Origin of the sequence: Marinobacter flavimaris (assembly GCF_045057155.1) — a bacterium.
Lineage (GTDB): Bacteria > Pseudomonadota > Gammaproteobacteria > Pseudomonadales > Oleiphilaceae > Marinobacter > Marinobacter manganoxydans.
The window spans coordinates 720,783-739,538 of the sequence record NZ_CP171359.1 but is presented as its reverse complement, the minus strand read 5'-3'; the positions used below and the strand labels follow the sequence as shown (position 1 = coordinate 739,538).

Below are 18,756 nucleotides of genomic sequence, written 5' to 3'. Positions count from 1 at the left end.
AGCTCCAAGTCTCATGACTGAGCAGGACGCAGGCGGACAGGATAGCCACCAGAAAGCACGGATGTTGCAAGACATGCTACTGGACGCGCTACATGCCATGCGCTCCCTGGAGGAAGTGGAAGGGTTGGAGAAACCGGCGGCTCAGGAACGAACGCCGGAAGGCCTGATCGACCGCCTGGCAAGCCTTACCGGGTCTGCGCTCCGCTTCGGGGTCAAGGCGACGGATACGTCTCTTCGGGTGGGCCGGGCACTGATCAATTCCCAGGATCAGCTGCGGGCAATGCTCACAGCAGGCCAGTCTCTCAAAGACATCCGCGAAGTGGCCGGCCTCACCGTATCTGAAATGAGCGAGGCCCTTAACCTGCGGGACAAGTCCGTCCTGGAGGCTATAGAGAACGGCACCACCACCCTGTCCTTCGAACTGATACTACGTCTGGCAGCCCTCATTGCCAGAAACGATCCCATCCCGTTCATCATGCGCACCACGCGCAACTACAATCCCGAAGTCTGGCAGATTCTGAATGACTGGGGCGTGGCGAGACTGCCCCTGCAATTTGAGCGGGAGCGGGAGTTTATCAACATCTTCCGCCGGCATGATGACGCTCGCACGCTCTCGGATGAAGGTTTCCAGAAAGTGCTGGAGTTCACCCGTCAAAGCTTTGAAATGTCCCTGCACTTTATTGAGGAGCAGGAACGGCAGGTGGCCGAACTCAGGGCCACCTACGAGGAAAAGCACCCCGACGTGAAAAGGTCACCTGACAAGCCTGCCGCCAAAAAGAAGCAGCCGGAGCGCACCCCACCGTCAACCAAATAACGCCTGCATACCGGTTATATTCGGGTTATGCACCACGCCCTTTTCAGTAACGATCGCGTCGATCAGGCTTGCCGGTGTCACGTCAAAGACCGGATTGAATGCGTTGATGCCTTCCGGCGCCAACCCGATACCGCGTATCTCCCGGATCTCAATGCCGTCGCGCTCCTCAATGGCCACATCTGCCCCTGACGCCGTGGCCATGTCCACCGTGCTTGAAGGCGCGACCACCATGAAGCCCACTTTGTGATGGCGGGCCAGAACCGCCAGGCTGTAGGTGCCGATCTTGTTGACCACATCACCATTGGCAGTTATTCGATCCGCGCCGACGATCACCCAGCGTACGTCTTTCCGGGCCATGATGGCGGCAGCGGCACCATCGGCATTCAACGTGACGGGAATGCCGTCGCGTGAAAGTTCCCAGGCCGTCAACCGGCCACCCTGAAGCCAGGGGCGAGTCTCGTCGGCATAGACGTCTGCCAGCAGCTTTTCCTCATGGAGACGACGAACAACGCCCAGTGCCGTACCGTAGCCCCCGGTGGCCAATGCACCGGTATTGCAATGGGTCAGCACCGAAAACGGTGCCTCTGCTCCGATAAACTCAAGGGCATGGTCCGCCATGGCAAAGTTGGCGGCCAGGTCTTCCTCATGTATGGCCCGGGCCTCCGAGGCCAGGCGTTTTACCGCTTCGTCCAGCGAATGGCACGCGTGGAAAATCCTTTCCATGCGCTGCAGCGCCCAGAACAGGTTTACTGCGGTCGGACGTGAAGCTGCAAGCTCGCGAATGGCCTGTTTGATTTCGGCCTTCCAGTCCCCGCCACCGGCATGTCTGGCCGCAAGGGCCACCCCGTAGGCTGCACTGATGCCGATTGCAGGAGCGCCCCGAACCACCATATCCCGGATACTCTGCGCTACACCGGCAGCGCCTTCCAGCGTTATCCAGTGCTCCTCTCCCGGCAGCAGGCGTTGATCCAGCAGCTCAAGACTGCTGCCGTGCCAGCGAATCGCAACGGTGCCAATGGCCCGTTCTTGGGAGGGTTTCGGGGTTGTTGTCATAGAAGACTGCTCCGGTTTTTCAGCGCTGAAAACTGCCAGTATAACGGTTATACTTCCGGGCTACATTTTCAAGGTGTGGAAGCTCCGCGCCATGCGCTGTAAGGCAGGATAAATGACGGCAGACACTATCACCGCAGCCGATATTCGCATCAACGCGCGCTGGCTGATCCCGATTGAGCCGGCAGGCACGGTACTTGAGCATTATGCAGTGATTATCCAGGGTGACCGCCTTGCCGCAGTCATTCCCCAGGAACAGGCGGACAGATCGTTCAGAACCCGGGAAACCGTTGATCTTCCGAACCACGTCGTCATGCCCGGCCTGATCAACATGCACGGCCACGCGGCCATGAGCCTGTTCAGGGGCATGGCAGACGATCTTCCGCTGATGACCTGGCTGAATGACCATATCTGGCCGGCCGAAGGTCGCTTTATCAGCGAGCAGTTCATTGCCGATGGCACCCAACTGGCCATGGCCGAGATGCTGCGTACGGGAACCACCACGTTTTCTGACATGTATTTCTTCCCGGAAATTGCGGCTCAGATGGCGCACGATACGGGCATTCGTGCGCAAGTCTGTTTTCCGCTGCTCGACTTCCCGACGCCGTGGGGTGCCGGACCCGAGGAATACCTGAGCAAGGGCGCCGACTTTATCGACAGCTGGAAAAACGATTGCTACATCATGCCGGCCATTGGCCCCCATGCACCCTACACTGTGTCCGACGGCCCGATGATTGAAGCCGTCCGGCTCTCCGAAAAGACCGGCGCAGCCATCCAGATCCACCTGCACGAAACGGCATTCGAAGTGGCCGAGGCTACTGAAAAGCTGGGTCAACGGCCGACAGCCCGGCTGGCGGATCTCGGCCTGCTCCGCCCAGAGACCCAGTGCGTCCATATGACCCAGATCGATGCCAGCGATATCAGCTTGCTTAAACAAACGGGCGCCCATGTTATCCACTGCCCGGAATCGAATCTGAAGCTGGCCAGCGGCCTTTGTCCGGTGCAGGAACTCCTCGATAGCGGGATCAACGTTGCCATAGGCACCGACGGCGCCGCCAGCAACAACGACCTCGATCTGTTCGGGGAACTTCGGACTGCCGCCATGATGGCCAAAGTAGTGGCCAATGATGCCTCGGCGCTGTCGGCGCACAAGGCCCTACAGATGGCCACCATCAACGGGGCAAGGGCTCTGGGGCGGGACCATGAACTGGGTTCTCTGGCCGAGGGCAAGCTGGCGGACATCATTGCCATTGACCTGAGCGACCCGTTTTTGCAGCCGGTCTACGACCCGGCTTCGCACCTCGTATACAGCAACCATGGTCGATCAGTAAGCCACAGCTGGATTAACGGCGTACCACAAGTACAGGATGGCCGGCTTACCCGCATTGACGTTGCCGATCTCATGCTTCGAGTTGAGGACTGGGCCGGGCGAATCCGCACAAAGGCTGACTAACTGATTTCCTATTGATTCACCAGGCAGAACCAACCATGACAAACCAGAACGTAGACCGGAACGAGATCGCCAAATTCGAGGCCCTTGCCAGCCGCTGGTGGGATCCCTCGAGCGAATTCAAGCCACTGCATGATATTAATCCCCTGCGGCTGAACTACATCGACGAGCGGGTTTCCCTGGCCGGAAAGCGCGCTCTGGATGTCGGCTGCGGTGGTGGCTTGCTGTCGGAGGGCATGGCCCAGCGAGGCGCCCACGTTACCGGTATCGACATGGGCGAGGCTCCGCTGGCCGTCGCGCGGCTGCATGGCATGGAGAGCGGCGTGAATGTGGATTATCGCCAGATCACCATCGAGGAACTGGCCGAGGACAGCGAACACGCGGGCCAGTACGACGTGGTCACCTGCCTGGAAATGCTTGAGCATGTACCGGACCCCGCATCGGTGGTGAGGTCCTGTGCCGCCATGCTGAAACCGGGCGGCCATCTGTTTGTATCAACCATCAACCGGAACCCGAAATCGTTTCTTTTTGCGATTGTGGGGGCGGAGTACGTGCTCAGGTTGCTACCCAAAGGCACCCACGAATGGAAGAAATTTATCCGGCCATCGGAAATGTCCGACCATCTTCGCCACGCAGGGCTGGAAGTCCGTGAGCTTACGGGGATGACCTATAACCCCGTCACCAAGGTATACAAGCTAGGACGGGACGTGGACGTCAACTATCTGATGCATGCCAGAGATATTCGTGAAGCCTGAAACCACGCATCGAGCCTCCACGGTCCTGTTTGATCTGGATGGAACGCTGATTGACACCGCACCGGACTTTATCCGGTGCCTTAATCAGTTACGGGAACAGCACGGGCTCGCCGCCCTTCCACACGAGCATATCCGACGCTCGGTCTCGAACGGCGCGCGCGCCATGATCCGGGTCGGCTTCGGCCTGGAACCGGAACATCCGGAATACCTGGAAAAACACACCGCGTTCCTCGACCTCTACGAGGCGGGCGTGGCAGTGGAGACCAGCCTGTTCGAGGGCATGGACGAGCTTCTCAAAGCCCTCGAGGAGCAAGGTATTCCCTGGGGCATTGTGACCAATAAGCCTGCCAGGTTCGCGGTTCCACTGATCGAGGCCCTTAACCTGGCTGACCGTTGCGCGGCTCTGGTTTGCCCCGATCACGTTGCCCAGCGCAAACCTCATCCGGAGGCCCTCTTTCTGGCCTGCCAGCAGATCGGCGCCGATCCCGCCACCGGCATTTATGTGGGCGACCACGAACGGGACATCGAAGCCGGGCGTAACGCAGGCATGAAAACCATCGCCGTCCGCTACGGTTACATTGAGGAGCCGGAAGCCATTGACCTGTGGCAAGCGGACCTCATCGCCGACACCGTCACGGATCTGGCAAAGCTGTTACAATAGCGCATCAAATTTAGGATCCGGTGTTCAGCCGGTAACAGCCTGACACGGAGACAGGTTATGCATGATTACCAAGCACCCGCCGATCTTCTGAAAGACCGCATCGTAATGGTGACGGGTGCCGGCAGCGGCATTGGCCGGGCTGCAGCGAAGGCCTACGCCGCCCACGGCGCCACCGTGGTACTGGTAGGTCGCACGGTCAGCAAACTCGAAACGGTTTACGATGAAATTGAGGCAGCGGGCCACCCCAAGCCTGCCATCGTGCCCATGAACTTCGAGGGCGCCGCGGTGAAAGACTACGAAGAATTGGCTATGACCCTGGAAGATAACTTCGGGCAGCTGGATGGTTTGCTGCACAACGCGGCAATTCTGGGCGACCGCAGTCCTGTGGAGCTTTATGACCCGGAAACCTGGAACAAGGTCATGCACGTGAACGCAACGGCGCCTTTCCTGCTAAGCCGGGCAATGATTCCCCTGCTTCGCAAATCCGACGACGCCTCGGTGATCTTCACCTCCTCTGGTGTCGGCCGCAAGGCAAAAGCCTACTGGGGCGCCTATGCCGTCTCCAAGTTTGCCGTAGAGGGCCTGAGCCAGTTGCTGTCCGAAGAGCTGGACGACGAGCGTCACAATGTCCGGGTAAACAGTCTGAACCCCGGCGCGACCCGTACCAACATGAGAGCCCACGCCTATCCGGCGGAGAATCCACAGCAAAATCCGGCACCAGAGGACCTGATGCCGATTTACCTGTACCTCATGGGCAAGGACAGCCAGGGCGTCAACGGCCAGAAACTGGACGCACAACCGAAATAATGGAACTGCTTTTTTACACAACCTCTCAGTGCCACCTGTGTGAACTGGCCGAAGCCCTGCTTGTAAGCACGCCCATGCCGGAGCCGATCCCGGTAGACGTGGTGGACATTGCCCAGTCCGAAGAACTGGTAGAACGCTACGGTACCCGGATACCGGTGCTCCGACGCAACGATACCGGTGTGGAACTGGACTGGCCTTTTACCAGGGATGACTTACTTACATTCCTGCAATGAGGATTGCCTGACATGTTGATGGTTATTTCCCCTGCCAAAACGCTGGATTACGAGAGTCCGCTGGCGACCAGTACCTATACTCAGCCGGAATTCCTTGAGGATGCCTGCGAGCTGGTCGACCAGCTTAAAACGCTGGAGCCGCACCAGATCAGCAATCTGATGAGCATCAGCGACAAGCTTGGGCAGCTGAACGCCGAGCGCTTCCAGAACTGGCACACACCGTTTACCCCCGAGAATGCCCGGCAGGCTGTGCTGGCTTTCAAAGGTGACGTGTACACCGGCCTGGACGCCGAGAGCTTCAGTGAACAGGACTTCGACTTTGCCCAACAGCATCTGCGCATGCTTTCCGGTCTGTATGGCGTCCTGAAACCGCTGGACCTGATGCAGCCCTACCGCCTGGAAATGGGTACCCGGTTCGAGAATAACCGTGGCAAGGATCTGTATGCCTTCTGGGGCAGCAAGATCACAGAGGAGATCAACCGGCTGCTTGCGGATGACGACGGCGTGCTGGTCAACCTCGCCTCCAACGAGTATTTCAAAAGCGTAAAGAAGAAAGACCTTGAAGGCCGGCTGATTACCCCCCAATTCAAGGACTGGAAGAATGGTCAGTACAAGATGATCAGCTTTTATGCCAAGAAAGCCCGGGGGCTGATGTGTCGGTTTGCCATTCAGAACCGCATTACCCAGGCCGACGACCTCAAGGGATTCAACCTCGAAGGCTATTACTTCAGCGAAGACCAATCCGATAAGAACAACTGGGTTTTCCTGCGGGATGAACAGTAATCCACGTTGAAATCGGAGTCAGCAATGAACGAAGCAATGTTTTCCCAGATCGCCATGCTGGTGTTTCTGACCGGCCTGATTGTCTGGATGGGTGTCATCGTCTGGGATCTGGCCAAGAAATCCCAGGCCGGCAAGTTCGGCACCATCGCACTGTTTACGGTGCTGGGCGCCGGCGTTGTGGGCTTTATCGTTAAAACCGTACTCGTAGAGATCATGCAAATATGAAAGACAAGGACCAGCCCTGATGTGGTTTCGCAACGCCCGCGTATTCCGATTTACCAAACCCTTTGATATCTCTGCCGAAGAGCTGGAAGACAAGCTCCAGGCCGATGCCTTCAAGCCCTGCGGACCTCAGGAAACCAGCCGCCAGGGCTGGGTTCCGCCCCTGGGCAAGCATGGCGAACAGCTGGTTCACAGTGCCAACGGCTATCACCTGATTGCCCTGCGCAAGGAGGAAAAGATTCTTCCCGGCCCGGTGGTGAAAGAAGCGGTTGAGGAGAAGGCCGAAGCCATCGAGTTCGAGCAGGGCCGGAAGGTCCGGCGCAAAGAAAAGGACGAAATCAAGGAACAGGTAATGCTGGAGATGCTGCCCCAGGCCTTCTCCAAGAACCGCCGCTCCTTTGCCTACCTCGCCCCCCAGGACGGTGTTCTGGTGGTGGACGCGGGTTCCGCCAAGCAGGCGGAAGATCTGGCCTCGACTCTGCGCAAGAGCCTCGGATCGCTGCCGGTTCGTCCACCCGCGGTGGAACAGGCACCTGCTTTCACCTTTACCGGTTGGCTGAACGAATCCATCGACCTGCCTGGCAAGGTGGTTCTGGGCACTGAATGCGAACTCAAGGATCCGTCTGAAGATGGCGGCGTGGTTCGCTGCAAAGGCCTGGACCTGAAAGCCGATGAAATCCGCAACCATCTGGATGCGGGCATGCAGGTGACCAAGCTGTCCCTGACCTGGGACGACAACGTCTCCTTTGTGCTGGATGAAGAACTGGGCATCCGTCGCCTCAAGTTCGGCGAAACACTTCAGGATCAACTGGACGATGTCGACGTGGACGACCACGCTGCCAAGTTTGATGCGGCTTTCACGCTCATGACCCTTGAGCTGTCCCGGCTGATTCCAGGGCTCCTGGAAGCGCTCGGCGGCGAAGATCGCTCTGCGATTGTCGAAGAGTAGTGCCGTAAATCCGGGTCAGATACCCGCTTTATCTGACCCGGCCTCCCTTGCGCTCTTCAGTGGGCGCTCTTTCCCAGCCGCTCTCTCTGCCAGTCTTTTTCCGGTTCGTTCAGGACCAGCCGCAGATCCATCACTTCCTCTTCGGTATTGAACTTGATTTCAAAGCCCAGATGTTCCGCCAGCTGCAACATGGGACGATTATCCGGCAGCACATTGCCCACCATTTCCACGGTACCCCTGGCCCGACAGTAATCGATCATCTTTTGCATCAGGGCAACGCCGAGGCCTTCGCCCTTCATTTTATCGTGCACCATGACCGCGAACTCGCATTGCAGGTTATCGGCATCGGTCCAGGTGCGCACGGTTCCGAGGGTTTCCTCGCCTTCCCCGTCTTCCCTGGGCGCGTTGGCAATAAAAACCATCTCCCGGTCGTAATCGATTTGCACCATCTGGGCTACGTCTTCGCGAGAGAAATGCTTGCGATACTGGAAGAACCGGTAACGAATGGATTCCGGCGACTGCAACTCATGGAACGCCCGGTGGGCAGGCTCATCTTCCGCCAGTACCGGTCGAATGATGACCCGGCGCCCGGATTTGGGCAAAACAATCCATTCCTCCAGTTCCCGCGGGTAAGGCTGAATAATCGGCCGCCCCGGCTTGTCGGCCAGATTGATGGCAATATTGACAGCCACGGCCCCCTGCTCGTTGAACAGCAAGGGCGAGATCTCAAGCCCCTTGATTTCCGGAATGTCGATAACGATCTGTGAGAGGGTGACCAGGGTCTCGGACACCGCGCGGATATCCTCCTCCGGCTTCAGGCTGTGTTCTTTCAGCAGCTTGTACATGTAGGTACGGCGCAGAAGCTCACGGGCCAACACCATGTTCAATGGCGGCAGTGCGATCTGACGATCGGTCATCACGTTGATCTGGGCGCCAGCTGCACCACAAACCACCAGGGGCCCAAACAATGCGTCCCGGGTAATGCCGACACTGAACTCGATCCCACCCACGTGCTGGTAGGAACGCTGAACCGCAAACCCTAGAAATCCACTTTCCGGGAAATGGCTCTTGTACTCCTCCATCAGGTAGCGGCACGAATCCATGATGGCCGCCTCGCTGTTCAGTTTCTGGACCGTACCCTTGTACCGACGCTGGGTCGGACTCAGGTCCAGAAAAGGATGGCACGCCTGCTCGTGAATGATGGTAATGTCGATGGGGCGCCGCTCAACCGCAAACACCTCCAGCACCTCTTCCATATCGTCGCAGTACATGGTTTCGATGGTGCTGATCCCGTAGTCCCGCACCAGGTCCCGCGCTTCCCGGTTCGACAGGTGATACCGACCTGCTCGAAGGGCCCTGTTGACCACATGACGGGTGTGGGTGCGGTCTGCAAAGTGGTCGGTAAAGGATTCCGGCGTTTCCGTAAGCAGCCGCTGAACCCGCTGGTGACGAACATGCTGCATGAATGCCATCACGGCTTTTTCGGGATTGAAGAACGACGGCAGCCCGGCCCGGTAAAACTCTTCCCGAGCATCCATGACCGTACTCTGGCCGAGCCAGCAGGTGAACACATTCAGACGTGTGCCCTTGGACGCCTGCACAACCGCGTCCGCAATCTGGAGGCTGTCCTCCGTCAGACTCGGGGCATACATCACCAGAACGTTTGCCACTTCCGGATCCTTTGCCAGGATCTTGATGGCCTGGCCGTAAAGTTCCGGCGAGGCATCGTAGTTAAGGTCAATGGGGTTTTTGCGGGTCCAGTAAGGTGGCAGCAGCTCGGCCAGGTTCTCAATGCTGGAATTCGACAGCTCTGCCAGTTCACCACCAAGATCCGCCAACCGGTCCACGGCCAACACCCCGGGGCCGACCCCATTGGCCATGATCGCCAGGGTTTCGCGGCGCAAGGGACGCATCCGCGTCAATGTCTCGAGCGCATCAAACATCTGGCCAAGGCCATCCACCCGGAGCACACCTGCCCTCTGAAGCATGGCGTCGTAAATCGGATCGCTGCGTTTCAGGCCATCAGGGAGGTCGTGGGGAAACCACTCCGACTCCGGCACCCGACCGGACTTCACCGCAATCACCGGCTTGGTGCGGGACGCCACCCGCACCGCCGACATGAAGCGGCGGGCATTGGGAATGTTTTCGATGTGCAGGAGAATCGCACGGGTCTGTGTATCCTGCGCCAGGTAGTCGATCAGGTCGTCGTGATCGATATCCATGCCATCGCCCAGGGTCAGGAAGTAGGAAAACCCCACACCACGGGCGAATGCCCAGTCGATGACCGAACTGGCGATGGTGCCGGACTGGCCAACGAAGGCAACCCGGCCAGGGATGGCGCCCATATGGGCGTAGGTAGCGTTCAGGCTGCGTGCCGGGACCATCAGGCCAATGGTGTTGGGGCCCAGAACCCGGATTCCGGTCTCCCGGGCCGCTTCACGAACGGAATACATCAGGGGCTGGCCGGTTTTACTGTGAGTACGTGACATGCCACCGGTCATAACGATCGCGGTGCGCACCCCGGCCTCCCCCAGCCGCTTGATGGTCTTGGCCACGGTATCCGGCGGCGTACAGATGATTGCCAGGTCCGGGGAAAATTCCATTTTCGAGACTTTCTTGACGCAGGGCACCCCGTGCACGTTGTCGTAATCGTTCTGGTTAACCACCAGTAACCGGCCGGGATAACCGCCCCCCATCAGGTTCCGCAACACCATACCGCCAAGGTTGTCTGCCCGCTCCGACGCACCGATCACCGCAATGGACGCGGGATTAAACAGGCTCTCCAGATACCGGGTGCTCAAGCTGACTCTCCTTTGTATGCGGCCGGCAGACCGTTGGGAAATAAATGTAATAAAACAGGTTACTTATGAGTGTAACTCTTATCTTAGGCCTTGATACCCCGATGTGAAATGACTATCGCCGTTATAAGACCAAAGAAACACGGCATCGTGCAGTTTTCCCTGATAAGCTTGAAGAAAATATAAGCATATCGAAGGCAGTCCGAGACGTATGACCACGGCATTCTTTTCCCACGATGACTTCATGAAACACAACATGGGGCCGGAACATCCGGAAAGCCCTGAGCGGCTGGCGGCCATCATCAGCTACCTTGCTGATACTGGCCTGGACCAGAAGCTGGACTGGGTGCGGCCGGAAGAAATCACCCGTGATCAGCTTCTGATGGTGCATCCGGAAAAATATCTCCATCAACTGGACCTGATGCAACCGACCCGCGGCCGCGTGTTTACCGACCCGGACACGGCCATGATGCCCGACACCCTTCGAGCCGCTCGTCTGGCAGCTGGTGCCAATATCCAGGCCGTGGATATGGTCATGAGCAGCCAGGTTACTAACGCGTTTGTGTGTGCCCGGCCGCCCGGGCACCATGCCGAGCGGGCGAAATCCATGGGGTTCTGTTTTTACAACAACGTTGCCCTGGCCGCCATGCGCGCCCTCACCTTTCATCATTTGGAGCGGGTCGCGATCATCGATTTCGACGTGCACCAGGGCAATGGCACCGTAGACATTGTCAGTGGCGACGAGCGTATCCTGATGTGCTCAAGCTTCCAGCATCCCTTCTATCCGCACTCCCACGTGCACCGGCAGGCCGACAACATCGTGAATATTCCGATTGAGGCAAACTGTTCGTCTGAAGAGTACCGGAAGCAGGTGGAGGCGGGATGGCTGAAGCGCCTGAATGAATTCAAACCGCAGTTGATCCTGATTTCGGCGGGTTTTGATGCCCACCGGCTGGATCCGATGGCAGAACTGAATCTGGATACGGAAGATTATCGCTGGCTAACAGAAATGATTGTGAGTGTCGCCAGTGAGCACAGCAATGACCGGATCATTTCAACCCTGGAAGGCGGTTACCACCTGCGGGCCCTGGCGGAAAGCGTCAATGCCCACCTGGAAGTTCTGGATTCGGTTTACTGACGCCAATCAGCCCCTGGGTTCGCCGCCATAGCCGTTGGCCTGTTGCAGTTCCGGGCGGTCACCGGCCCGTTGCAGGCGGATATTGGTGCGGCGGTTATCGGCGGGCCGGTTGGATACCGGGTACTGGTCGCCGTGAGCCCGAACGGTAATCATGTTTTCATCAATACCGCTCGCCTTGAGGTAGTCGGCTACTACATTGGCGCGATCTTCGGAAAGCGCACGGTTGTCGATCCGGCTTCCAATACTGTCACTATGGCCATCCACGAAAATCCGCTCGACCGTGGAATCTGCATTCACATAGGCCACGATGTTATCCAGTAGTTGCCTGTCGGCATCGGACAATTGCGTGCTGCCGCTGGCAAAGGGCACCCTCGAGCGCTGGATCTGATCAAAGTTTACCGGCAGAAGATTGGACGTACAGCGCTGATAACGCTGGTACTCGCCGGCGAAGTTGATGTTGGAGACCTGAACCCGCACCGGGCGGCCATCAAACCACGATTCCCTGGTTACCGTCGGGCGCATCCCGTCCAGAAGTCCATGGGCGACCACGAACGCCTGACGGGTATCCAGCGAGACCTGACGGCGATCATCCGAGACATTGACCGTTCCCAGGGGCTTCGGCGCCACACCCGGACGCCAGGCCGGTGCCTCGACCACAAGGCTGCCGCGCCCTGGTCGCATCAATGCGGAATCAGACTCCAGGAAAAAGCTGAGACTTTCACCGGCGCGATGATTGAACACCGCCCGACCGTAGCCGGGAACTTCGTGCACCAGCCGGCATTCAAATACCGACTCGGCGAGATACCACTGGCTGTTCTCGATTCCGGCGCCATAGCTGGCAGCCTGCGCGGTTGCCGGCAGAAGCACCACGGGCAACGTGGCAACCAGCAGAGTATTCAGGAGTTGTCCGGGGCGAAATCCCATAGAGCTAGCCATCAGTGTCCGGAGTTAGCAGAGTCAGACTGTTTAACGGCCTGAGCCGGAAGTTCTTTAGCCACCAACCGGAAAACAATCACCCGCGCCTTCTGGTATAATTCGCCAAATTTTTTCGGCTCCCAGAGAACCGGGCACAAGCTCGCCCCGCCAAAGGTATTTCGGACAAACGCCATGACAGACAAGCTCACGCTCACACGCCCCGACGACTGGCACCTTCACGTACGGGACGGCGACATTCTCAACGACGTGGTACCGGCTACGGCCGCCTGCTTCGCTCGCGCCATCATCATGCCTAACCTGGTACCGCCAGTTACCACCGCAGCCGATGCCACAGCCTACCGGGAACGCATTCTGGCGGCTGCCAATGGCACCGAGTTCGAGCCGTTGATGACGCTGTATCTGACCGAGAGCATGACGGCGCAGACCATCCGGGATGCCAGGGCTGCCGGCGTTGTGGCTGCCAAGCTTTACCCCGCCGGAGCAACGACCAATTCCGACTCCGGCGTGAAGGATATCCGCAACATCTACCCGGTTCTGGAAGCCATGGCCAATTGTGGCATGCTGCTGCTGGTACACGGCGAGGTAACCGATGCCGATATCGACATTTTTGACCGGGAAAAGGTATTTCTGGAGCGTGTCCTGGCACCCACTCTCGAGGCTTTCCCGAACCTGAAGGTTGTACTGGAACATATCACCACGGCCGATTCCGCAGAATTTGTCCGGCAGCACGCCGGTGACAACCTCGGTGCGACTCTGACGCCCCAGCACCTGATGTACAACCGCAACCACATGCTGGTAGGCGGCATTCGACCGCATCTCTATTGCCTGCCAATCCTGAAGCGTAACCGCCATCAACAGGCGCTCAGGGACGCGGTGGCCAGCGGCGACAAACGCTTTTTCCTGGGCACGGATTCCGCCCCCCATTCAAAGGATCGCAAAGAGGCAGCCTGCGGTTGCGCTGGCTGTTACTCGGCCTACGGCGCAATCGGTCTGTATGCGGACATTTTCGAAGAGCTTGGCATCCTGGATAAACTTGAAGCATTCGCCAGTTTCAACGGGCCGGATTTCTATGGCCTACCGCGGAATACCGATACCATCACCCTGATTCGTGACCCCTGGACCATGCCGGCAGAGCTGCCGCTGGCTGACGGAACCATCGTGCCCCTCAAGGCTGGTGAAACCGTTCACTGGAAACTGGCGTAAACCTGACTCATTCCTTCTCACACACGGCCAAGACCGGAGCTTGAGTGACTGACGAAAACAAACCACCGCATCCCATGTCCCGCCGCTTTCGCGGGTTTCTGCCTGTTGTAGTCGACGTGGAAACCGCTGGCTTCAATCCCGAGCGGGACGCCCTGCTGGAAGTGGCGGCAGTGATACTGACCATGGACGACGATGGCTGGGTGCGGCGCGCTGAAACCCACGTTCAGCAGATCGATCCTTTCGAAGGCGCGAATCTGGAGCAGTCCGCGCTTGATTTCACGGGTATTGATCCGTGGAATCCGGAGCGAGAAGCGGTACCCGAGCGGGAAGGACTCAGCGAGATCTTCAGCCCCATTCGCAAGGCGGTGAAGAACCACGATTGCAAGCGAGCCGTCCTGGTGGGCCACAATGCCACCTTTGACCATAACTTCATCTTTGCAGCCGCGCTGCGGGCCGACATCCGTCGTAACCCGTTCCATCCTTTCTCAACCTTCGATACCGCCACGCTGGCCGGCCTGGCCTATGGCCACACGGTTCTGGCCCAGGCCTGCAAACTCGCGGGCATTCCGTTCAGCAACAAGGAAGCCCATTCCGCCGCCTATGACGCGGAAAAAACCGCAGACCTGTTCTGTGGCATTGTGAATCGCTGGAAAGAACTGGGCGGCTTTCCGCCTCCGGTGATCCCCGAAGAGACCGAATAACCGCCATAAAAAAACCCGCCGCAGCGGGTTTTTTTCTGTGTGCCAGGCCTAAGTGTTGAAGGCACGCCTCATACTCAGCTGACTTTAAAGCGGGACAGAGAATCCCTGAGCTGATGAGACAACTCCGCCAAGTCACCACTGGCTTCGGAGATCTGGACCATGGCCTGTTTGGTCTCCAAGGACTTTTCAGCAATTGTGGATACGTTGCGCGTTACTTCTTCGGCCGTGGCTGATTGCTCTTCGGAAGCCGTAGCAATCTGCTCCGCCATACCGGACATCCGGGCAACCTCTTCCACTGCCTCGCGAAGCCGCAATACAACGGCTCCTGCCCGCTCGGAAATACCACTGGCCTGGCGCTGGGACGCTTCTTCAACCTTGAAGATCACTTCTTTCAGGTCTGACACCATCTTGAGCATGGAGCCGTATACGCCCGTGGCATTGTCACTGTCGGACGAATCAATGACCAGGTTACCTGCAGCTACCTGTTCCGCCAGTGCCTGCAATTCGGACGGGTCTTTGCCGAGGGGTTTCATGATCCGCACTGCGGTCCAGACCGCCACGGCCGCCACAGCCAGGAGCACAATAGCAATGGCTATCGCCGCCAGCGTCCACATTTCACGCACCGGCGCCAAGGCCTCGTCTTCGCTAATCTCCGCCACCAGCGCCCAGTTCAGCCCGCCTACGGTAACTGGCCTGTGGGCGGAAAACACTGGCTCGCCACGGTAGGACGTAACCACGCCTTCACCGGAATTTCCGGCCAGGGCCTCATCCACCGATGTCGAACTAATGCGTCCATTCTCCGGGTCGGCAAAGGAAGCGACAACACTGCGGTTTTCCGGATCCAGGTAGGAGTCTGACCGCATCAGGTTATCCGGCCCCACCAGATAGGCATCCCCGGTTTCGCCCATGCCATCTCGTTCCATCATGATGTTGTTCAGGCTGTCGATGGGGAACTGGAAGGCCAGCACGGCCAGCCGCTCATCTTTTTCGGAATATATGGGGGTTGCCACAAATCCGGCGGGCGCACCGTAGGACGGTACATACCGAGTAAAATCAACAAAAGTCGGAGCAGTATCCTGTCCGTCAGACATCGCCTGACGATAAGCTGCCGCCAGGCCAGAATCCGCGTAAGGACCGTCTTTCAGGGAGGTAGCAAAATCCACCTCTTTGGCTACGGAATAGATAACATGGCCTGTATCGGCATCAATCAGATAAATATCGTAGTAGCCGAACGCCTCCTGAAACTCCTTGAACGAGGTGTGCCACTGTTTGTGAAGCGTGTTATAAAACTGCGCGATATGGACGTCAGCCGATACCAATTCGTCTTTCTGCCCCACAGGATTCGGGTTGTCCACGATGTAACCCATCTGCAGAGCCAGGCTGTTTTTGCTGAGGGATGCAACGAAGTCCGAGGCTGAACGTCCGTTAGCACCACCATTTTGCTGCAAGGGTGGCAAAAAATTCTGCTGATAATAAGCCTCGACGTTTTCTCGTAAGGTCGACTGCTCCTCTTGTACCAGTTTTTCATAATTCTGGAATGCCAAACCAAACCCCTGGGCCGCCGTTCGGGTCCCGCGATTATTGGCCATGGCTTTCAGCTGCCGGGCAATAGTGCTGAGATAATCTTCAACACTATGCTGCTTATTGGTAGCCGCAATAGAGAGTTGTTGCAACGCCTGTTCCGTCAGGCTCTGTCGGGCAATTTCGGCGTTAAAAAACGAGATGGCAATGACGGGAAGCAGGCCAACCAGCAGCAAAGTCAGCAAAAGACGTTTCTTGAGAGTCATCAATAGCCCTTCTTTTATATTGTTCTTATGTTAACCATCGGCTATCGGCTGGTTTTCTTTAGCCCAGAACACTTTATAAAAGAGGCGAATCTCGTTTAACCCATTAATATGGGAGGGGAAATAACTCCCCCTCCCACTCGATTCGGGGGCAACTGCGTTACCAGTAGATGCCCCGCATGATGGCGGCGAAAGCCACCTGCTCGCTGGACACCTTCGGCTTCTCCCCGGAACGGCTACCAGCGGCGGCCGGTGAATCCGGGAACATCCGGTAACCGGTGTTCATGACGATCTCGGCCATCTTGGGCGCCAGGGCATGAAGCACTTGGGCAGAGATACCCAAACGGGTAGCGATTCGCTTCGGCCGGTAGACGATGGCATCAGCAACCATGGTTGCAGCCTCGTCCGGCGTTAGCGTGGGGACAGAATCGTAGATCTTTGTTGGCGCAATCATCGGCGTTTTCACCAGAGGCATGTTAATGGTGGTGAACGTGACATTGCGATCCGACCATTCCGAAGCGGCGCAGCGGCTGAAGGCATCCAGCGCGGATTTGGAAGCCACGTAAGCCGAGAACCTGGGAGCGTTGGTCAACACACCGATGGACGAGATGTTGACCACGTGACCGCGGCGATTCTCAAGCATCTTGGGCGCAAAGCCCATGATCAGACGAACGGAACCAAAGTAGTTCAGTTGCATGGTGCGCTCGAAATCGTGGAAGCGGTCGAACGACAGATCCAGTGAACGGCGAATCGAGCGCCCGGCGTTGTTGACCAGCACGTCGACCTGGCCATGGTTATCCAACACGGTCTTCACGAACTCGTCGCAGGCATCCATATCGGAAAAATCGCAGGGATAGGCGTGTACGCTTGCGCCCCGGGACTCCAACTCTGCGGCCACCTCTTTCAGGCGCTCGAGTTTGCGGGCACCGATCACGAGGATCGCGCCGGCGTCTGCCAGTTTCTGGGCAGTTGCAAGGCCAATACCGGACGTAGCACCGGTCACCACGCAGACGCGACCTTCAACCGTGCCCTTGAGCGTGCGGTCCTTGAACAGGTCCGGATCCAGATTGCGCTCCCAGTAATCCCAGATCACCGGCGCGTAGTCCGGCAGGCGGGGCACTTCAATGCCGGTGCCTTTCAGAACGCGCTCGGTTTCGCGGGCGTCAAAACGGGTCGGGTAATTGATGAACGACATCACGGATGGCGGAATGCCCATGTCATCAAGAATGGCCGACGTCAGACGCTTCACCGGTGGCAGGTTCTTCAAGCTCTGGCGAATGAATGGCGGAATAAAGCCGAACATGCGGGAATCGATCCGCATCCCCATCCGGGGTGCGTGACCAGCCTCGCTGAAGATGTTGAGAATTTCGCCAACCTTGTACGGATCGGTATCCACCAGGTGGAAGCACTTGCCGTCTTCACCCTCAAGGTGAGCAATGTGATCCATGGCGTTAACCACGAAATCCACCGGCACAATGTTCAGACGCCCACCCTCGACACCAATGGTCGGGACCCACTGGGGCAACGCGTGGCGGATTTTCTGAATCATCTTGAAGAAATAGTAGGGGCCATCCACCTTGTCCATTTCACCGGTAGCGGTATGCCCAATCACCATGCCCGGGCGGTAGATGCGGAAGGGAACCTTGCATTCCTCACGAACGACCTTTTCAGATTCGTGCTTGGTCCGCAGGTACGGATGATCCAGCTTCTCGGCTTCCTCGAACATGTCTTCGCGGAAGATTCCCTTGAACAGACCGGCAGCCGCAATGGAAGAAACGTGATGGAAGTGTTTGGCGCCCATCGCTTCTGCAGCATTCACCGCAGCGCGGGTGCCCTCGATATTGGTCGCCTGCTGGGCTTCTTCATCTGCGCCCATATCGTACACGGCGGCGAGGTGAAAAAAGTGGTCGATTTTCCCTTTCAGGGCTTTCATCGTCTTGGCGTCGATGCCCAAATTCTTGCTGGTCAGGTCGCCTATGACGGCCTTCACCTGGGTTTCATCCGCGCCCCAGCGCTCACGCAATTTGTCCAGCTTGTCCTGGGATTGTTCACGCACCAGTACGTGGACAGTGCCACCACGTGCCAGAAGCTTCTCCACCAGGAAACGGCCAATAAATCCGGTGCCACCCGTCAGGAAATAATTCATCAATCTTCCACCCTGCCTGTTGCTCTGTTGTTGTCTATCCATGCCGGCACCCATACGACTAAAGTCTTAGAGTTTTCAGGAAACGCCGGCATTGTACTTAATTGCAACCTTCATGTATCGAACTTTTTTAGAGCTTTTACTCTGTAAGCCTTTGTTTTGTATAGAGCTATTACTCTAAATTTCTGACCCGACAAGCGGGACATGCCTGTCCGGTTCGTCGACACAATGTTTTTGAGACTAGCACAGAAATTGCCCCGTGCATGCTCAATTTCCGGATTACCACAATGCAATGAAAGCGCCCGCCAGCAATGACATAATCGGGAACT

17 protein-coding genes are annotated in these 18,756 nt (G+C 57.6%); 12 read left to right on the top strand and 5 right to left on the bottom strand.

What is annotated here, in order from left to right:
- Positions 1 to 13: 13 nt before the first annotated feature.
- A complete protein-coding gene (locus tag ACGK9W_RS03545; protein ID WP_039881881.1) occupies positions 14 to 814 on the top strand; it encodes a helix-turn-helix transcriptional regulator in 801 nt (266 codons plus the stop codon).
- Here the strand turns inward: ACGK9W_RS03545 and mtnA are convergent.
- A complete protein-coding gene (gene mtnA / locus ACGK9W_RS03540; protein WP_405419078.1) occupies positions 803 to 1,867 on the bottom strand; it encodes an S-methyl-5-thioribose-1-phosphate isomerase in 1,065 nt (354 codons plus the stop codon). The two genes, ACGK9W_RS03545 and mtnA, sit on opposite strands and share 12 nt — an antisense overlap.
- A 112-nt stretch (positions 1,868 to 1,979) precedes the next feature.
- Between mtnA and ACGK9W_RS03535 the strand changes: the two genes are divergently transcribed.
- The 8 genes from ACGK9W_RS03535 to rdgC are packed head-to-tail and all read left to right on the top strand — an operon-like array spanning position 1,980 to position 7,724.
- Positions 1,980 to 3,317, top strand: a complete 1,338-nt coding sequence (locus tag ACGK9W_RS03535) for a TRZ/ATZ family hydrolase (protein ID WP_008171456.1) — start codon at positions 1,980 to 1,982, stop codon at positions 3,315 to 3,317.
- Between the two features lie 35 nt (positions 3,318 to 3,352).
- The gene (ubiG, locus tag ACGK9W_RS03530) at positions 3,353 to 4,069 is read left to right on the top strand and encodes a bifunctional 2-polyprenyl-6-hydroxyphenol methylase/3-demethylubiquinol 3-O-methyltransferase UbiG (protein WP_008171454.1); all 717 of its coding nucleotides are present in this window, start codon (positions 3,353 to 3,355) and stop codon (positions 4,067 to 4,069) included.
- On the top strand, positions 4,059 to 4,730 hold the full coding sequence (gene gph, locus ACGK9W_RS03525) for a phosphoglycolate phosphatase (protein ID WP_104272208.1): 672 nt from the start codon (positions 4,059 to 4,061) through the stop codon (positions 4,728 to 4,730). The genes ubiG and gph overlap by 11 nt, the downstream gene beginning before the upstream one ends.
- Positions 4,731 to 4,787: 57 nt before the next feature.
- Positions 4,788 to 5,537 (top strand): YciK family oxidoreductase, encoded by a 750-nt coding sequence (locus tag ACGK9W_RS03520; protein WP_008171450.1) that lies wholly within the window; start codon positions 4,788 to 4,790, stop codon positions 5,535 to 5,537.
- Positions 5,537 to 5,770 carry a glutaredoxin family protein gene (locus tag ACGK9W_RS03515; RefSeq protein ID WP_008171448.1) on the top strand — a complete coding sequence of 78 codons (234 nt, stop codon included), beginning with the start codon at positions 5,537 to 5,539 and terminating at the stop codon, positions 5,768 to 5,770. Before ACGK9W_RS03520 ends, ACGK9W_RS03515 begins: the two co-directional genes overlap by 1 nt.
- Positions 5,771 to 5,782: 12 nt before the next feature.
- Positions 5,783 to 6,553, top strand: coding sequence for a peroxide stress protein YaaA (yaaA, locus tag ACGK9W_RS03510; protein WP_008171447.1), 771 nt, complete (start codon positions 5,783 to 5,785; stop codon positions 6,551 to 6,553).
- 24 nt (positions 6,554 to 6,577) lie between these two features.
- Complete coding sequence (locus tag ACGK9W_RS03505; protein WP_008171445.1) at positions 6,578 to 6,778, top strand: DUF2788 domain-containing protein; 201 nt, start codon at positions 6,578 to 6,580, stop codon at positions 6,776 to 6,778.
- Between the two features lie 19 nt (positions 6,779 to 6,797).
- Positions 6,798 to 7,724, top strand: coding sequence for a recombination-associated protein RdgC (gene rdgC / locus ACGK9W_RS03500; RefSeq protein WP_008171444.1), 927 nt, complete (start codon positions 6,798 to 6,800; stop codon positions 7,722 to 7,724).
- A 56-nt stretch (positions 7,725 to 7,780) separates the two neighbouring features.
- On the opposite strand, the gene ACGK9W_RS03495 is transcribed toward rdgC, so the two are convergent.
- Positions 7,781 to 10,525 carry a GNAT family N-acetyltransferase gene (locus tag ACGK9W_RS03495; RefSeq protein WP_092034051.1) on the bottom strand — a complete coding sequence of 915 codons (2,745 nt, stop codon included), beginning with the start codon at positions 10,523 to 10,525 and terminating at the stop codon, positions 7,781 to 7,783.
- Between the two features lie 208 nt (positions 10,526 to 10,733).
- Here ACGK9W_RS03495 and ACGK9W_RS03490 point away from each other — a divergent pair, with 208 nt between their 5' ends.
- Positions 10,734 to 11,660: a histone deacetylase family protein gene (locus ACGK9W_RS03490; protein WP_053114886.1), complete on the top strand. Its 927-nt coding sequence runs from the start codon at positions 10,734 to 10,736 to the stop codon at positions 11,658 to 11,660.
- 6 nt (positions 11,661 to 11,666) lie between these two features.
- Here the strand turns inward: ACGK9W_RS03490 and ACGK9W_RS03485 are convergent, their stop codons facing one another.
- Positions 11,667 to 12,584, bottom strand: coding sequence for an OmpA family protein (locus ACGK9W_RS03485; protein WP_053114885.1), 918 nt, complete (start codon positions 12,582 to 12,584; stop codon positions 11,667 to 11,669).
- A gap of 183 nt (positions 12,585 to 12,767) precedes the next feature.
- Here ACGK9W_RS03485 and pyrC point away from each other — a divergent pair, with 183 nt between their 5' ends.
- Complete coding sequence (gene pyrC / locus ACGK9W_RS03480; RefSeq protein WP_053114884.1) at positions 12,768 to 13,799, top strand: dihydroorotase; 1,032 nt, start codon at positions 12,768 to 12,770, stop codon at positions 13,797 to 13,799.
- A gap of 44 nt (positions 13,800 to 13,843) precedes the next feature.
- The gene (gene rnt / locus ACGK9W_RS03475) at positions 13,844 to 14,500 is read left to right on the top strand and encodes a ribonuclease T (protein WP_075267700.1); all 657 of its coding nucleotides are present in this window, start codon (positions 13,844 to 13,846) and stop codon (positions 14,498 to 14,500) included.
- A 74-nt stretch (positions 14,501 to 14,574) separates the two neighbouring features.
- Here the strand turns inward: rnt and ACGK9W_RS03470 are convergent, their stop codons facing one another.
- Together ACGK9W_RS03470 and ACGK9W_RS03465 are read right to left on the bottom strand one after the other, a co-directional pair.
- Positions 14,575 to 16,287 (bottom strand): cache domain-containing protein, encoded by a 1,713-nt coding sequence (locus ACGK9W_RS03470; RefSeq protein ID WP_405419072.1) that lies wholly within the window; start codon positions 16,285 to 16,287, stop codon positions 14,575 to 14,577.
- Positions 16,288 to 16,444: 157 nt separating this feature from the next.
- Positions 16,445 to 18,430, bottom strand: coding sequence for an SDR family oxidoreductase (locus tag ACGK9W_RS03465; RefSeq protein WP_273084767.1), 1,986 nt, complete (start codon positions 18,428 to 18,430; stop codon positions 16,445 to 16,447).
- Positions 18,431 to 18,756: the final 326 nt, after the last annotated feature.

What these genes read in the sequence shown, in the direction of transcription:
- ACGK9W_RS03545 (WP_039881881.1), top strand. Translation starts at nt 14, where the DNA reads ATGACTGAGCAGGACGCAGGCGGACAGGATAGCCACCAGAAAGCACGG.
- mtnA (WP_405419078.1), bottom strand. Translation starts at nt 1,867, where the DNA reads ATGACAACAACCCCGAAACCCTCCCAAGAACGGGCCATTGGCACCGTT.
- ACGK9W_RS03535 (WP_008171456.1), top strand. Translation starts at nt 1,980, where the DNA reads ATGACGGCAGACACTATCACCGCAGCCGATATTCGCATCAACGCGCGC.
- ubiG (WP_008171454.1), top strand. Translation starts at nt 3,353, where the DNA reads ATGACAAACCAGAACGTAGACCGGAACGAGATCGCCAAATTCGAGGCC.
- ACGK9W_RS03520 (WP_008171450.1), top strand. Translation starts at nt 4,788, where the DNA reads ATGCATGATTACCAAGCACCCGCCGATCTTCTGAAAGACCGCATCGTA.
- ACGK9W_RS03515 (WP_008171448.1), top strand. Translation starts at nt 5,537, where the DNA reads ATGGAACTGCTTTTTTACACAACCTCTCAGTGCCACCTGTGTGAACTG.
- yaaA (WP_008171447.1), top strand. Translation starts at nt 5,783, where the DNA reads ATGTTGATGGTTATTTCCCCTGCCAAAACGCTGGATTACGAGAGTCCG.
- ACGK9W_RS03505 (WP_008171445.1), top strand. Translation starts at nt 6,578, where the DNA reads ATGAACGAAGCAATGTTTTCCCAGATCGCCATGCTGGTGTTTCTGACC.
- rdgC (WP_008171444.1), top strand. Translation starts at nt 6,798, where the DNA reads ATGTGGTTTCGCAACGCCCGCGTATTCCGATTTACCAAACCCTTTGAT.
- ACGK9W_RS03490 (WP_053114886.1), top strand. Translation starts at nt 10,734, where the DNA reads ATGACCACGGCATTCTTTTCCCACGATGACTTCATGAAACACAACATG.
- ACGK9W_RS03485 (WP_053114885.1), bottom strand. Translation starts at nt 12,584, where the DNA reads ATGGGATTTCGCCCCGGACAACTCCTGAATACTCTGCTGGTTGCCACG.
- pyrC (WP_053114884.1), top strand. Translation starts at nt 12,768, where the DNA reads ATGACAGACAAGCTCACGCTCACACGCCCCGACGACTGGCACCTTCAC.
- ACGK9W_RS03470 (WP_405419072.1), bottom strand. Translation starts at nt 16,287, where the DNA reads ATGACTCTCAAGAAACGTCTTTTGCTGACTTTGCTGCTGGTTGGCCTG.
- ACGK9W_RS03465 (WP_273084767.1), bottom strand. Translation starts at nt 18,430, where the DNA reads ATGAATTATTTCCTGACGGGTGGCACCGGATTTATTGGCCGTTTCCTG.